The sequence below is a fragment of the Streptomyces sp. NPDC060000 genome (genome assembly GCF_042737375.1).
GTDB lineage: Bacteria > Actinomycetota > Actinomycetes > Streptomycetales > Streptomycetaceae > Streptomyces.
The window spans coordinates 43,529-58,088 of the sequence record NZ_JBHWUU010000011.1; the positions used below are offsets into that span (position 1 = coordinate 43,529).

Genomic DNA, 14,560 nt, shown 5'->3' on the forward strand with positions numbered 1-14,560 from the left:
TCGCACACAAGCGTCCCAGGAGAGTCCCTGGCACCCGGGCGCTCGAGAAGAGCCCGAAGGGCCGCTGCCCCCGAGCGGCTGCGGCCCTTGCGTGCGTGAGGTGCCCTCAGAGGGCACCAGAGGGGTGTCAGAGCACCCGTACCGCGCCGGTCGGCGGGTCGTACGACAGCGGCTTCTCGGCCACACCGGTGGACGGGTTCTGCGCGCCGACGAACATGCCGTCGCCGACGTACACCGCCACGTGGTAGGCGCTGCCCGCGCTGCCCCAGTACAGGATGTCGCCCGGCTGCAGGTTGTCCAGCGACACCTGGGTGCCGGCGGTCGACTGGTCCTGCGAGACGCGCGGCAGGTCGATGCCGACCTGCTTGAAGGCGGTCTGCATGAGACCCGAGCAGTCCCACGAGTTGGGGCCGGTGCCGCCGGAGACGTAGGCGTCGCCGATCTGTGCCTTCACGAAGGCGATGACGGCCGCGGCCGAACCGGTCGCCGTGGAGCTGCTCGTGCTGGCGTAGCTGGTGCTGTCAGTGCTCGCCGTCGTGGAGAGCGTGGTCCGCTCGGCGGCACGCGTGGCCCGCTCGGCGGCGGCCTTGCGGGCGGCCTCGGACTTCTTCTTCGCCTCGGCCTTGGCGTGGGCGAGGTCCTTCTTGGCCTCCTTGGCGGCGGCCGAGGCGGCCGCGTCACGCTCGGCCTGAAGCTGGTAGTTCGCCGCGGCCTGCTGCGTGGCCTGAGCGGACTGCGCGACCTGGGCGGCCAGGTCGCCGGTGAGCACGGGCAGTTCGAGCGTCTGCGTCACCGGCTCGGCGGCGTTGGCCGAGCCAGCTGCTGTGGCGACGGCCAGCGTGCCGAGGACACCACTGGCGACTCCGGCCCGCATCGCGATCGTCGACGCGCTGCGGCGGGGTTTCCGGTGGCTGCGTATGTGAGCGGTGAGGGACATGGGTACAACCGGTATCAGGGGCTCCTCCATACCTTCAAGAAACGTGTGGTGCGCCACAGTTGTTCAATGGGCGCCCCAAATTCCCTGCCCTGGGTTCTTTATTGACGCCGTAACGGACATTGCGGACGCGGGTGATCAGGCCTGTGATCATGGGCTTTCGTCGTTACGCCCGGATTGCCCGCCACCTACCACCGGTTAAGACGGTTGGCCAAGCCCTCTTCTTGGGCGCCTCTCGCGATGTGGCGGAGGTCACGGAACGGCCACCCGAGCCGTCGCGTCTCGCGCGCCCGGTGCGGTCGCTTCCGCTCGTGAACGCGAGCACGCGTCCACATCCCGCCACCGTCTCCCTCTGATGTGTGAATGCGCGCCACTATCAGGGCCCGGCGTCCATCACCAATTTGCATGCAAGGGAAGCCTCTTGATATGGAGACGACCCGCGTTTCCTGCGGTGACGAGCGTAAATGTCACTTCTTGTGATCACTCTGACGCTTCGCGTATGAAGATCACTGTCGATATGACTTCATGATCCTTCGTCAGGTGGTGGAGATCACAAAGCTTGTGTAATACCCCGTGTCGCAGATCACAGAGCGGCGGGCATAGGATGCCAGGCAGTTGGGCTTGTGACCTGCTTCACATGTTCGCGATCTTCGCCGGGACGGGCGGGGTCCACGTGATCTGCGGGGCGGCGAGTCCACGTCATCGCCAGCAGTCAGTGCCGACTGAGAGGAGCGAGGAGCGGTGAACGCGTATGCGCCCATCCTCGTACTGGGAGCCCTCGGGGCAGGCTTTGCGATCTTCTCCGTGGTCATGGCCACGCTGATCGGGCCGAAGCGGTACAACCGCGCCAAGCTCGAGGCCTACGAGTGCGGTATCGAGCCGACCCCCACGCCGGCCGGCGGCGGGCGCTTCCCCATCAAGTACTACCTGACGGCGATGCTCTTCATCGTCTTCGACATCGAGATCGTCTTCCTCTACCCCTGGGCCGTCACCTTCGACGCCCTGGGTGTCTTCGGGCTCGTGGAGATGTTGCTCTTCGTGCTCACCGTCTTCGTGGCGTACGCGTACGTGTGGCGGCGCGGCGGCCTGGAATGGGACTGAGGGGCCTTTAGTCATGGGACTCGAAGAAAAACTGCCGAGCGGTTTCCTGCTGACCACCGTCGAGCAGGCCGCGGGCTGGGTGCGCAAGGCGTCCGTCTTCCCCGCCACGTTCGGCCTCGCCTGCTGTGCCATCGAGATGATGACCACCGGCGCCGGCCGCTACGACCTGGCGCGCTTCGGTATGGAGGTGTTCCGGGGTTCGCCCCGCCAGGCCGACCTGATGATCGTCGCGGGCCGGGTGAGCCAGAAGATGGCGCCGGTGCTCCGCCAGGTCTACGACCAGATGCCGAACCCCAAGTGGGTCATCTCCATGGGCGTGTGCGCCTCCTCCGGCGGCATGTTCAACAACTACGCGATCGTCCAGGGCGTCGACCACATCGTGCCCGTCGACATCTATCTCCCGGGCTGCCCGCCTCGCCCCGAGATGCTGATGGACGCGATCCTCAAGCTCCATCACAAGATCCAGAACACCAAGCTCGGCGTGAACGCCGAGGAGGCGGCCCGCGAGGCGGAGGAAGCGGCGCTCAAGGCCCTGCCCATGATCGAGATGAAGGGGCTGCTGCGGTGAGCGACGCGAACGGCACCCACGGTGCGAACGGGTCCTCGAACGGGGTGAATCCCGAGAAGGATCTCTCCGCCTCCAACCTGCCCGGCCAGCGTGGCCAGGGCGGCGAGGAGGTCCGCGTCCAACGCGGCATGTTCGGCGCCGACAACGGCGGCGACACCTCCGGGTACGGCGGCCTGGTCCGCTCCGTCCGGCTCCCCGGAGCGGCGAGCCGGCCCTACGGCGGCTGGTTCGACGAGGTCGCCGACGAACTCGAGGGCGCGCTGGAGGAGCAGGGCCTGCTCCCCGCGAACGCGATCGAGAAGACGGTCGTCGACCGCGACGAGCTCACGTTCCACATCGAGCGCGAGCACCTGCTCCGGGTCGCCCGCACCCTGCGCGACGACCCGGCCCTGCGCTTCGAGCTCTGCACCGGCGTCAGCGCCGTGCACTACCCGAACGACACGGGCCGCGAGCTGCACGCCGTCTACCACCTGCGCTCGATCACCCACAACCGGCTGATCCGCCTGGAGGTCAGCGCCCCGGACGCCGACCCGCACATCCCGTCCCTGGTCTCCGTGTATCCGACGAACGACTGGCACGAACGCGAGACCTACGACTTCTTCGGGATCGTCTTCGACGGCCATCCGGCACTGACGCGGATCATGATGCCGGACGACTGGCAGGGCCATCCGCAGCGCAAGGACTACCCCCTCGGCGGCATCCCCGTCGAATACAAGGGCGCCCAGATCCCGGCTCCGGACCAGCGGAGGTCGTACTCATGAGCACGCAGTCAGCATCCGCCCGTGAGACCACCGAGGGCACCGTATATACGGTCACCGGTGGCGACTGGGACGAGGTCGTCCAGTCCGCGACCCGCGCCGACGACGAGCGCATCATCGTCAACATGGGCCCCCAGCACCCCTCCACCCACGGGGTGCTCCGTCTGATCCTGGAGATCGAGGGCGAGACGGTCACCGAGGCCCGCTGCGGCATCGGCTACCTCCACACCGGTATCGAGAAGAACCTCGAGTACCGCACGTGGACGCAGGGCACCACGTTCGTGACGCGCATGGACTACCTGACGTCCTTCTTCAACGAGACCGCCTACTGTCTCGCCGTCGAGAAGCTCCTCGGTATCGAGGACCAGATCACCGAGCGGGCCAAGATCATCCGGGTGCTCCTGATGGAGCTGAACCGGATGTCCTCCCACCTGGTGTGCATCGCCACCGGCGGCATGGAACTCGGCGCCACCACGATCATGATCTACGGATTCCGTGATCGTGAAATGATTCTCGATATCTACGAGCTCATCACGGGCCTGCGGATGAACCACGCGTACATCCGCCCCGGCGGACTCGCCCAGGACCTGCCGCCCGGCGCGGTGGACCAGATCCGCGAGTTCGTGAAGAAGATGAAGAAGAACCTCCCCGAGTACGACAAGCTCGCCACCGGGAACCCCATCTTCAAGGCCCGTATGCAGGACGTCGGCCATCTCGACCTGGCCGGCTGCATGGCCCTCGGCGCCACCGGCCCCATCCTGCGGTCCACCGGCCTCCCGCACGACCTGCGCAAGGCGCAGCCGTACTGCGACTACGAGACGTACGACTTCGAGGTCCCGACCGCGGACTCCTGCGACTCCTACGGCCGCTTCCTGGTCCGCCTGGAGGAGATGCGCCAGTCGCTCCGGATCGTCGAGCAGTGCCTGGACCGGCTGCAGCCCGGTCCCGTCATGGTGGCCGACCGCAAGATCGCCTGGCCCGCCCAGCTCGCCCTGGGCCCCGACGGACTCGGTAACTCCCTCGACCACATCAAGAAGATCATGGGCACCTCCATGGAGGCCCTGATCCACCACTTCAAGCTGGTGACCGAGGGCTTCCGCGTGCCGCCGGGACAGGCGTACGCGGCCGTCGAGTCACCCAAGGGCGAACTCGGGGTGCACGCCGTTTCCGACGGAGGCACCCGGCCCTACCGGGTCCACTTCCGGGACCCGTCCTTCACCAATCTGCAGGCCATGGCGGCGATGTGCGAGGGCGGCCAGGTCGCCGACGTCATCGTCGCCGTCGCATCCATCGACCCCGTGATGGGAGGCGTCGACCGGTGACCACCTCTTCTTCCGAGCGGGGCGTCAGCCTGGGCATGCCCGAACTGCCCGCGCCCGCCTACCCGGACGACGTCCGGGCCCGGCTGGAATCGGACGCGCGCGAGATTATCGCCCGCTATCCCGACTCCCGGTCCGCGCTCCTGCCGTTGCTGCATCTCGTGCAGTCGGAGGAGGGACACGTCACGCGTACCGGGATGCGGTTCTGCGCGGACGTGCTGGAACTGACCACGGCGGAGGTCACCGCGGTCGCCACCTTCTACACCATGTACCGGCGCCGCCCCAGCGGTGACTACCAGGTGGGTGTCTGCACCAACACGCTGTGCGCGGTGATGGGCGGCGACGCGATCTTCGAGGAGCTCCAGGAGTACCTGGGCGTCGGCAACGGCGAGACCACCGGCGACGGCAAGATCACCCTGGAGCACATCGAGTGCAACGCTGCCTGTGACTTCGCGCCAGTCGTGATGGTCAACTGGGAGTTCTTCGACAACCAGACCGTGCAGAGCGCGAAGCGCCTGGTGGACGACCTGCGGATCGGTCGCACCGTGTCGCCGACGCGCGGTGCGCCGCTGTGCACCTTCAAGGAGACCGCCCGGATCCTGGCGGGCTTCCCCGACGAGCGCGACGGAGCCGTCGAGGCAGGCGGCAGTGCGGGACCTGCGTCGCTGGTGGGTCTTCGCCTGGCAAGGGGAGAGACCGCACCCGCGCGCGTGGTCCATCCGCGGGACGGCGGGCCGCACGACGAGCCGCAGGACAGGGCGCCGAGCGACGCGACACCGCACGAGCCGTCGCCCACCGAGCACCTGAGTTCGCACGACGCGCCGCAGGAGACGTCGGCCTCCGACCCGGCCCACCCGGCAGGGCCTACCGCCGAGGAGGGGGAGTGATGACCTTGGCACCCGAGTTGAAGGGCAGCAGCCCGGAGAAGCTGCTCGCACCCGTGCTGTCGGCCTTCTGGGACGAGGACCGGTCCTGGAGCCTGGACGTCTACCGAAGGCACGAAGGGTACGAGGGCCTCCGCAAGGCGCTCGCCATGTCGCCGGACGACCTGATCGCATACGTCAAGGACTCCGGTCTGCGAGGACGAGGCGGCGCGGGATTCCCGACGGGAATGAAATGGCAGTTCATTCCCCAGGGTGATGGAAAGCCGCACTATCTAGTTGTCAACGCCGACGAATCGGAGCCCGGGACCTGTAAGGACATCCCGCTCCTCTTCGCGAACCCGCACAGCCTCATCGAGGGCATCGTGATCGCGTGCTACGCCATCCGGTCGTCTCATGCCTTCATCTATCTGCGTGGTGAAGTCGTCCCCGTTCTGCGGCGGTTGCACGAGGCCGTGCGCGAGGCCTACGCGGCGGGTTACCTCGGCGAGAACATCCTGGGCAGCGGACTCGACCTCGAACTCACCGTGCACGCCGGCGCCGGCGCGTACATCTGCGGTGAGGAGACCGCACTGCTCGACTCGCTCGAAGGCCGCCGTGGTCAACCGCGGCTGCGCCCTCCTTTCCCTGCTGTCGCGGGCCTCTATGCATGCCCGACTGTGGTGAATAACGTCGAGTCGATCGCGTCGGTTCCCGCGATTCTGCAAAACGGCAAAGAATGGTTCAGGTCGATGGGAAGCGAGAAGTCCCCGGGCTTCACGCTCTACTCGCTCAGCGGGCATGTCGCCTCCCCCGGCCAGTACGAGGCCCCGCTCGGCATCACCCTCCGCCAGCTCCTGGAGATGAGCGGCGGCATGCGACCCGGGCACCGGCTCAAGTTCTGGACGCCGGGCGGCTCCTCGACGCCGATGTTCACCGAAGAGCACCTCGACGTCCCTCTTGACTACGAAGGAGTGGGTGCCGCGGGTTCCATGCTCGGCACAAAAGCTCTCCAGTGTTTCGACGAGACGACCTGCGTCGTGCGAGCCGTGACCCGCTGGACCGAGTTCTACGCACACGAGTCCTGCGGCAAGTGCACCCCGTGCCGTGAAGGCACCTACTGGCTCGTGCAGTTGCTGCGGGACATCGAGGCCGGCAAGGGAGCCCTCTCCGACCTCGACAAACTCAACGACATCGCCGACAACATCAACGGCAAGTCCTTCTGCGCCCTCGGCGACGGCGCCGCCTCGCCGATCTTCTCCTCGCTCAAGTACTTCCGCGAGGAGTACGAGGAGCACATCACGGGCCGCGGCTGCCCCTTCGACCCGGCCAAGTCGACGGCCTGGGCGGACAAGCACACGGAGGTGAACGCATGACGGTGACCACCAGCGCTCCCTCCGGAGGCGGCGAGGCGGCGGTCCCGCCGGAAGATCTCGTCACGCTGACGATCGACGGCGCCGAGATCAGCGTGCCCAAGGGCACCCTGGTCATCCGGGCCGCCGAGCAACTCGGCATCGAGATCCCCCGCTTCTGCGACCATCCCCTCCTCGACCCGGTCGGCGCGTGCCGCCAGTGCATCGTCGAGGTGGAGGGCCAGCGCAAGCCCATGGCGTCCTGCACGATCACGTGTACGGACGGCATGGTGGTGAAGACCCACCTCACCTCACCGGTCGCCGAGAAGGCGCAGCACGGTGTGATGGAGCTGCTCCTCATCAACCACCCGCTGGACTGCCCGGTCTGCGACAAGGGCGGCGAGTGTCCCCTTCAGAACCAGGCCATGTCGCACGGCCAGGCCGAGTCGCGCTTCGAGGGCAGGAAGCGGACGTACGAGAAGCCCCTCCCCATCTCCACGCAGGTGCTGCTCGACCGCGAGCGGTGTGTGCTGTGCGCCCGCTGCACCCGGTTCTCCAACCAGGTGGCGGGCGACCCGATGATCGAACTGATCGAGCGGGGGGCGCTCCAGCAGGTCGGTACCGGTGAGGGCGACCCCTTCGAGTCGTACTTCTCCGGCAACACCATCCAGATCTGCCCGGTCGGCGCGCTGACCTCGGCGGCGTACCGGTTCCGCTCCCGGCCCTTCGACCTGGTCTCCTCGCCCTCGGTCTGCGAGCACTGCTCCGGCGGCTGCGCCACGCGCACCGACCACCGGCGCGGCAAGGTCATGCGGCGACTGGCCGCCAACGATCCCGAGGTCAACGAGGAGTGGATCTGCGACAAGGGGCGGTTCGCGTTCCGGTACGCGCAGCAGCGGGACCGGCTCGAAACGCCTCTGGTGCGCGACGCCGAGGGTGACCTCGTACCGGCTTCCTGGCCGGACGCGCTGCAGATCGCGGCCCAGGGCCTGCTGGCCTCGCGTGGCAGGACCGGCGTCCTGACCGGCGGCCGCCTCACCATCGAGGACGCCTACGCGTACAGCAAGTTCACGCGCGTGGCGCTCGACACCAATGACATCGACTTCCGCGCGCGCGTGCACAGCAGCGAGGAAGCCGACTTCCTGGCCGCACACGTCGCCGGTCGCGGCCTGGACCTAGGGCGCGGCGGCTCCCGGACGGAGTCCGGGGCAGGTACGGGCGTCACGTACACCTTCCTGGAGAAGGCGCCCGCCGTCCTGCTGGTCGGGTTCGAGTCGGAGGAGGAGGCGCCCGGCGTCTTCCTGCGGCTGCGCAAGGCCTGGCGCAAGCACGGGCAGCGGGTGTTCTCGCTGGCCACGCATGTCACGCGGGGTCTGGAGAAGGCGGGCGGCACGCTGCTTTCGGCCGCTCCGGGCACCGAGACGGAGTGGCTGGACGCGCTCGCGGGCGGTGTCGGTCTGGAGGACGCGGGCGCCAGGGCGGCCGAGGCGCTGCGGGCAGAGGGCGCGGTGATCGTCGTCGGCGAGCGACTGGCCGGTGTGGCCGGTGGTCTCACCGCCGCCGTGCGGGCCGCCTCGGCGACCGGCGCCCGCCTGGTGTGGATCCCACGCCGGGCGGGGGAGCGGGGCGCGATCGAGGCGGGCGCGCTGCCTTCGCTGCTGCCGGGCGGCCGTCCGGCCACCGACCCACGCGCGCGTGACGAGGTCGCCGCGGTCTGGGGCCTGGCCGAACTTCCGCACCGCTACGGCCGGGACACCGGGCAGATCGTCGAGGCCGTCGTATCCGGCGAACTCCAGGCGCTGCTCGTCGCGGGCGTCGAGGTCGCGGACCTGCCCGACCCGGCACGCGCGCGTGCGGCGCTCGCCGAGGCCGGCTTCGTGGTGTCGCTGGAGATGCGACCCGGCGAGGTCACCGAGCACGCCGACGTCGTCCTCCCGGTGGCCGCGGTCGCCGAGAAGGCGGGCGCCTTCCTCAACTGGGAAGGCCGGGTCCGCGTCTTCGAGGCGGCACTGAAGCCCGACCAGATGACACGCCGCCCGGCTCCCGCCGACGCGCGCGTGCTTCAGATGCTGGCCGACGCCATGGACGTCCACCTCGGCCTGCCGGACCTGCGCACGGCGCGCGCGGAGCTCGACCGACTCGGCGCCTGGGACGGCTCCCGGGCCACCGAACCCCGGCAGACCGGGGCACAGTTGCCGCGACCCGCCGCCGGGGAGGCTGTCCTGGCCGGGCACCGGCTGCTGCTCGACCAGGGTGTCCTCCAGCAGGGCGACGAGGCGCTCGCCGGGACCCGGCACGCCGCACACGCGCGCGTGTCGGCGGCCACAGCCGCCGAGGCGGGCGTCAAGGACGGCGACGTACTCGCCGTGACCGGGCCCGCCGGGGTGGTCGAACTCCCGCTGATGATCACCGAGATGCCCGACCGGGTGGTCTGGCTCCCGCTGAACTCCACCGGCAGGGGCGTCGCATCCGACTCCGGGGCCACGCCCGGCACCCTCGTCCGTATCGGCCCGGCGACGCTCGCCGCCGACGCCCCCAAGGAGGTGGAGGCATGAGCCCGTACCTCGCCGCTGAAGACCTCTCGATGTTCGGCCACGACCCCTGGTGGCTGGTCGTCGTCAAGGCCGTCTTCTGCTTCGCCTTCCTGATGGTGACCGTGCTGTTCTCCATCGTCTGGGAACGCAAGGTCGTCGCCTGGATGCAGCTGCGCATCGGTCCCAACCGGCACGGCCCCTGGGGCATGCTCCAGTCGCTCGCCGACGGCGTGAAGCTGATGCTGAAGGAAGACCTCATCGTCAAGCGCGCGGACAAGGTGGTGTACGTCCTCGCGCCGATCGTCGCGGCCATCCCGGCCTTCATGGCGATCGCGGTGATCCCCTTCGGGCCCGCCGACAACGAGATCTCGATCTTCGGTCAGCGCACCACGATGCAGCTGACCGACCTGCCGATCGCGATGCTCTACATCCTGGCGGTGGCCTCGGTCGGCATCTACGGCATCGTGCTGGCGGGGTGGAGCTCCGGTTCCACCTATCCGCTGCTCGGCGGTCTGCGGTCCTGCGCGCAGATGATCTCCTACGAGATCGCCATGGGCGCCTCGTTCGCCTCGGTGTTCCTCTACTCGGGGTCGATGTCGACGTCGACCATCGTCGCGCAGCAGCAGGACCGCTGGTACATCCTGCTTTTGCCGGTCTCCTTCATCCTCTACGTCATCACGATGGTCGGCGAGACCAACCGCGCTCCCTTCGACATGCCGGAGTCCGAGGGCGACCTGGTCGGCGGCTTCAACACCGAGTACTCGTCGATCAAGTTCGCGCTGTTCATGCTCGCCGAGTACGTGAACATGGTGACGGTCTCCGCGGTGTCGACCACGCTCTTCCTCGGCGGCTGGCGGGCCCCCTGGCCGATCAGCACCTTCTGGGAGGGTGCGAACCACGGCTGGTGGCCGATGCTCTGGTTCGTCGTCAAGGTGCAGCTGCTGCTGTTCTTCTTCATCTGGCTGCGCGGCACGCTTCCCCGCGTCCGCTACGACCAGCTGATGAAGCTCGGCTGGAAGGTCCTGATCCCGGTCTCGGTGACGTGGCTGATGCTCGTCGCGACCGTACGGACGCTGCGCAACGAGAACTACGGCTTCACCGACATCGCCCTCTACGTCGGCGGCGGTGTCCTGGCCCTGCTGGTGCTCTCCTTCGTCGTGGACATGTTCCGCAACGGCGGGAAGGACGCACAGGCCCCCGCCGAGCCCGTCGGCTTCGACCCGATGGCGGGCGGGTTCCCCGTACCGCCACTGCCGGGCCAGGAGCTTCCACCGGTGCCCAGGCGCCGCTCACGTCAGGAACGGGAGCTCGTTGTCAGTGGTGGGGCGGACACTGTGAGTGACGGATCGATGGATGGAAAGGAGGCGTCCGATGGCTGAGGAGCCCAAGGAGGCCGGGCAGACGACGCCCGGTTTCCAGAACCCCGTGGCCGGCTTCGGCGTGACCTTCAAGGCCATGTTCAAGAAGCGGCTGACCGAGCAGTACCCGGAGCAGGAGAAGACCACAGCTCCCCGGTTCCACGGACGGCACCAGCTCAACCGCCATCCGGACGGCCTGGAGAAGTGCGTCGGCTGCGAGCTGTGCGCCTGGGCCTGCCCCGCCGACGCCATCTACGTCGAGGGCGCGGACAACACCGACGAGGAGCGCTACTCGCCGGGCGAGCGGTACGGGCGCGTGTACCAGATCAACTACGCGCGCTGCATCCTGTGCGGCCTGTGCATCGAGGCGTGCCCCACGCGCGCGTTGACGATGACCAACGAGTTCGAGCTCGCCGACTCCAGCCGCGCGAACCTGATCTACACCAAGGAGCAGCTGCTCGCCGGTCTCGAGGACGGCATGGTCGACTCGCCCCACGCGATCTACCCGGGGACGGACGAGCAGGACTACTACCGGGGCCTGGTGACGGAGGCGGCACCGGGCACGGAACGGCAGCCGGCCGTCTCCAGGGGTGAGGCCCCGCAGGAGGCCGCCGCCACGTCCGGTGCGGACGAGCCGGCGTCGGAGGAGGTGGTCGGCCGATGAGCGCGCAGCTCGCCGCCTACTCCACCTCGACCGGTGAGGCCTTCCAGTTCTGGGTGCTCGGCACCGTCGCGGTGATCGGCGCCCTGTGCACCGTCTTCATGAAGAAGGCCGTGCACAGCGCGCTCTGTCTCGCCGGCACCATGATCGTCCTCGCGGTCTTCTACCTGGCCAACGGTGCCTACTTCCTGGGCATCGTGCAGGTCGTCGTCTACACCGGCGCGATCATGATGCTGTTCCTGTTCGTGGTGATGCTCGTCGGCGTCACCGCGGCGGACTCCCTGAAGGAGACCATCAAGGGCCAGCGCTGGCTGGCCCTCGTCAGTGGCCTCGGCTTCGGCATCCTGCTGATCGCCGGCATCGGCAACGCCTCGTTGACGGAGTTCACCGGTCTCGCCGAGGCGAACGCGAACGGCAACGTGGAGGGTCTCGCGGCCCTCATCTTCACCAAGTACGTCTTCGCCTTCGAAATCACCGGCGCCCTGCTCATCACGGCCGCCGTCGGCGCCATGGTGCTGACCCACCGCGAGCGCACCGAACGTCCCAGGACCCAGCGGGAACTGGCCGCACAACGCGTCCGCGAGGGCAAGCACGTACCGCCGCTGCCCGCGCCGGGTGTGTACGCGCGGCACAACGCCGTCGACGTCCAGGGACTGCTGCCCGACGGCACCCCGTCGGAGCTCACGGTCAGCAAGACGCTGCGCGAGCGCGGTCAGATCCGGGACGTGTCCACCGAGGCGCTGAACGACCTCAAGGCCCTGGAAAAGCGCGCCGAGGAGCGCCTGGAGCGGGCCGCGATCGAACCGCCGCACCTGAAGCGGACCGAGGAGGCGTCGAAGTGAACCCCGTCAACTATCTCTATCTCGCTGCCCTGTTGTTCACGATCGGTGCTACGGGCGTGCTGATCAGGCGCAACGCGATCGTCGTCTTCATGTGCATCGAGCTCATGCTCAACGCCTGCAACCTCGCGTTCGTCACCTTCTCCCGGATGCACGGCAATCTCGACGGCCAGATCATCGCCTTCTTCACGATGGTCGTCGCCGCCGCGGAGGTCGTGGTCGGACTCGCGATCATCGTGTCGCTGTTCCGTTCCCGCCACTCGGCCTCGGTCGACGACGCCAGCCTGATGAAGCTGTAAGGGGTCGGAAGAATCGTGGAGAACCTGATTGCGCTGCTGATCGCGGCGCCCCTGCTCGGAGCGGCCGTCCTTCTGGTCGGCGGCCGCCGGCTCGACGCCGTCGGCCACTGGATCGGCACGCTCCTGTCGGCCGTCTCCTTCGTGTTCGGTGTCGTCCTCTTCAGCGACCTGCTGAGCAAGGACGCCGAACAGCGGACGCTGACCCAGCACCTGTTCAGCTGGATCCCGGTCGAGGGTTTCCAGGCGGACGTCGCCTTCCGCCTCGACCAGCTGTCGATGACGTTCGTGCTGCTGATCACGGGCGTGGGCTCGCTGATCCACCTGTACTCGGTCGGGTACATGGAGCACGACGAGCGCCGCCGCCGCTTCTTCGGCTATCTGAACCTGTTCCTGGCGGCCATGCTGCTGCTCGTCCTCGCCGACAACTACCTGCTGCTGTACGTCGGCTGGGAGGGCGTGGGTCTCGCGTCCTACCTGCTCATCGGCTTCTGGCAGCACAAGCCCAGTGCCGCCACCGCCGCGAAGAAGGCCTTCCTGGTCAACCGCGTCGGCGACATGGGCCTGTCGATCGCCATCATGCTGATGTTCACCACCTTCGGGACGTTCGCGTTCGGCCCGTTGCTCGGGACGGAGGGAGAGCCCGGCATCGCCGGTGACGCCTCGGAGGGCAAACTCACCGCCATCGCCCTGATGCTGCTGCTCGCCGCCTGCGGCAAGTCCGCCCAGGTGCCGCTGCAGTCCTGGCTCGGGGACGCGATGGAGGGCCCGACCCCCGTCTCGGCCCTCATCCACGCGGCGACGATGGTGACGGCGGGCGTGTACCTGATCGTCCGGTCCGGCGCGATCTTCAACGGGGCTCCCGACGCGCAGCTGGTCGTCACCGTCGTCGGTGCCGTCACGCTCCTGTTCGGTGCGATCGTCGGTTGTGCGAAGGACGACATCAAGAAGGCGCTGGCCGGCTCGACCATGTCGCAGATCGGCTACATGGTGCTGGCCGCGGGCCTCGGCCCCATCGGCTACGTCTTCGCGATCATGCACCTGGTGACGCACGGCTTCTTCAAGGCCGGGTTGTTCCTCGGCGCGGGCTCGGTCATGCACGGCATGAACGACGAGGTCGACATGCGCAAGTACGGCGGCCTGCGCAAGTACATGCCGGTCACCTTCGTCACCTTCGGTCTCGGCTACCTCGCCATCATCGGCTTCCCGGGTCTGTCCGGCTTCTTCTCCAAGGACAAGATCATCGAGGCGGCCTTCGCCAAGGGCGGCACCGAGGGCTGGATTCTCGGCGCTTGCGCCCTGCTCGGCGCCGCCATCACCGCGTACTACATGACGCGCGTGATGCTGATGACGTTCTTCGGAGAGGAGCGTTGGAAGAACCAACCCACCCGCTCCCCGCAGGCGCCGAGCGCGGAGCCCGCCCACCACGGCGAGCACGCGGAGCCGCACCCGCACGAGTCGCCCAAGGTCATGACGATCCCCATGATCGTGCTGGCCTTCGGATCGGTCTTCGCCGGCGGGTTCTTCAGCATCGGCGACCGCTTCCTGCACTGGCTGGAGCCCGTCACCGGCCACTCCGAGGGCGACTCGCCGGTCAGCGCCCTCACCGTCACCCTCGCCACGATGGTGGTCCTGGTGATCGGCGTGGCCATCGCCTACGCCCAGTACGGCCGCCGTCCCGTTCCGATCGTCGCCCCGCGCGGCTCGCTGCTCACCCGGGCGGCCCGGCGCGACCTCCTCCAGGACGACTTCAACCACGTCGTCCTGGTCCGCGGCGGCGAGCACCTCACGCGCTCCCTGGTCTACGTCGACCACACCCTGGTCGACGGAGTCGTCAACGGCACGGCGGCCTCGGTCGGCGGGCTCTCCGGGCGGCTGCGCCGACTGCAGAACGGCTTCGTGCGGTCGTACGCGGTCTCGATGTTCGGCGGTGCGGCGCTCCTCGTCGCCGCGACCCTGCTGATGAGGGCGGTCTGATAC

At 68.3% G+C, this 14,560-nt stretch carries 13 protein-coding genes; 12 read left to right on the forward strand and 1 reads right to left on the reverse strand.

Features of this window, described 5'->3' with window-relative positions; all coding sequences use genetic code 11:
* Positions 1–127: 127 nt before the first annotated feature.
* The gene (locus ACFWBB_RS08755) at positions 128–937 is read right to left on the reverse strand and encodes a C40 family peptidase (RefSeq protein ID WP_385268577.1); all 810 of its coding nucleotides are present in this window, start codon (positions 935–937) and stop codon (positions 128–130) included.
* 738 nt (positions 938–1,675) lie between these two features.
* Between ACFWBB_RS08755 and ACFWBB_RS08760 the strand changes: the two genes are divergently transcribed.
* From ACFWBB_RS08760 to nuoL, 12 genes are read left to right on the forward strand one after another with little or no spacing between them, the layout of a single operon-like run.
* Positions 1,676–2,035, forward strand: a complete 360-nt coding sequence (locus tag ACFWBB_RS08760; RefSeq protein WP_007383963.1) for an NADH-quinone oxidoreductase subunit A — start codon at positions 1,676–1,678, stop codon at positions 2,033–2,035.
* Between the two features lie 13 nt (positions 2,036–2,048).
* Complete coding sequence (locus ACFWBB_RS08765; protein WP_062640096.1) at positions 2,049–2,603, forward strand: NADH-quinone oxidoreductase subunit B family protein; 555 nt, start codon at positions 2,049–2,051, stop codon at positions 2,601–2,603.
* On the forward strand, positions 2,600–3,364 hold the full coding sequence (locus ACFWBB_RS08770) for an NADH-quinone oxidoreductase subunit C (RefSeq protein ID WP_385268580.1): 765 nt from the start codon (positions 2,600–2,602) through the stop codon (positions 3,362–3,364). Before ACFWBB_RS08765 ends, ACFWBB_RS08770 begins: the two co-directional genes overlap by 4 nt.
* Positions 3,361–4,683, forward strand: coding sequence for an NADH-quinone oxidoreductase subunit D (locus ACFWBB_RS08775; RefSeq protein WP_385268582.1), 1,323 nt, complete (start codon positions 3,361–3,363; stop codon positions 4,681–4,683). Before ACFWBB_RS08770 ends, ACFWBB_RS08775 begins: the two co-directional genes overlap by 4 nt.
* The gene (nuoE, locus tag ACFWBB_RS08780; protein WP_385268584.1) at positions 4,680–5,567 is read left to right on the forward strand and encodes an NADH-quinone oxidoreductase subunit NuoE; all 888 of its coding nucleotides are present in this window, start codon (positions 4,680–4,682) and stop codon (positions 5,565–5,567) included. Before ACFWBB_RS08775 ends, nuoE begins: the two co-directional genes overlap by 4 nt.
* Positions 5,564–6,916 (forward strand): NADH-quinone oxidoreductase subunit NuoF, encoded by a 1,353-nt coding sequence (gene nuoF / locus ACFWBB_RS08785; protein WP_385268586.1) that lies wholly within the window; start codon positions 5,564–5,566, stop codon positions 6,914–6,916. The genes nuoE and nuoF overlap by 4 nt, the downstream gene beginning before the upstream one ends.
* Positions 6,913–9,447, forward strand: a complete 2,535-nt coding sequence (locus ACFWBB_RS08790) for an NADH-quinone oxidoreductase subunit G (protein WP_385268588.1) — start codon at positions 6,913–6,915, stop codon at positions 9,445–9,447. Before nuoF ends, ACFWBB_RS08790 begins: the two co-directional genes overlap by 4 nt.
* Positions 9,444–10,805: an NADH-quinone oxidoreductase subunit NuoH gene (gene nuoH / locus ACFWBB_RS08795; RefSeq protein ID WP_385268590.1), complete on the forward strand. Its 1,362-nt coding sequence runs from the start codon at positions 9,444–9,446 to the stop codon at positions 10,803–10,805. Before ACFWBB_RS08790 ends, nuoH begins: the two co-directional genes overlap by 4 nt.
* Positions 10,798–11,448: an NADH-quinone oxidoreductase subunit NuoI gene (gene nuoI / locus ACFWBB_RS08800; protein ID WP_385268592.1), complete on the forward strand. Its 651-nt coding sequence runs from the start codon at positions 10,798–10,800 to the stop codon at positions 11,446–11,448. Before nuoH ends, nuoI begins: the two co-directional genes overlap by 8 nt.
* Positions 11,445–12,287, forward strand: a complete 843-nt coding sequence (locus tag ACFWBB_RS08805) for an NADH-quinone oxidoreductase subunit J (protein WP_385268594.1) — start codon at positions 11,445–11,447, stop codon at positions 12,285–12,287. The genes nuoI and ACFWBB_RS08805 overlap by 4 nt, the downstream gene beginning before the upstream one ends.
* A complete protein-coding gene (gene nuoK, locus ACFWBB_RS08810) occupies positions 12,284–12,583 on the forward strand; it encodes an NADH-quinone oxidoreductase subunit NuoK (protein ID WP_020130147.1) in 300 nt (99 codons plus the stop codon). The genes ACFWBB_RS08805 and nuoK overlap by 4 nt, the downstream gene beginning before the upstream one ends.
* 15 nt (positions 12,584–12,598) lie before the next feature.
* Positions 12,599–14,557 carry an NADH-quinone oxidoreductase subunit L gene (gene nuoL, locus ACFWBB_RS08815; protein WP_385268596.1) on the forward strand — a complete coding sequence of 653 codons (1,959 nt, stop codon included), beginning with the start codon at positions 12,599–12,601 and terminating at the stop codon, positions 14,555–14,557.
* The last annotated feature ends 3 nt before the right edge of the window (positions 14,558–14,560 follow it).

Bases quoted from the DNA above. Each gene is read 5' to 3' on its own strand.
- ACFWBB_RS08755 (WP_385268577.1), bottom strand. From the start codon at position 937: ATGTCCCTCACCGCTCACATACGCAGCCACCGGAAACCCCGCCGCAGC.
- ACFWBB_RS08775 (WP_385268582.1), top strand. From the start codon at position 3,361: ATGAGCACGCAGTCAGCATCCGCCCGTGAGACCACCGAGGGCACCGTA.
- ACFWBB_RS08790 (WP_385268588.1), top strand. From the start codon at position 6,913: ATGACGGTGACCACCAGCGCTCCCTCCGGAGGCGGCGAGGCGGCGGTC.
- nuoH (WP_385268590.1), top strand. From the start codon at position 9,444: ATGAGCCCGTACCTCGCCGCTGAAGACCTCTCGATGTTCGGCCACGAC.
- ACFWBB_RS08765 (WP_062640096.1), top strand. From the start codon at position 2,049: ATGGGACTCGAAGAAAAACTGCCGAGCGGTTTCCTGCTGACCACCGTC.
- ACFWBB_RS08805 (WP_385268594.1), top strand. From the start codon at position 11,445: ATGAGCGCGCAGCTCGCCGCCTACTCCACCTCGACCGGTGAGGCCTTC.
- nuoI (WP_385268592.1), top strand. From the start codon at position 10,798: ATGGCTGAGGAGCCCAAGGAGGCCGGGCAGACGACGCCCGGTTTCCAG.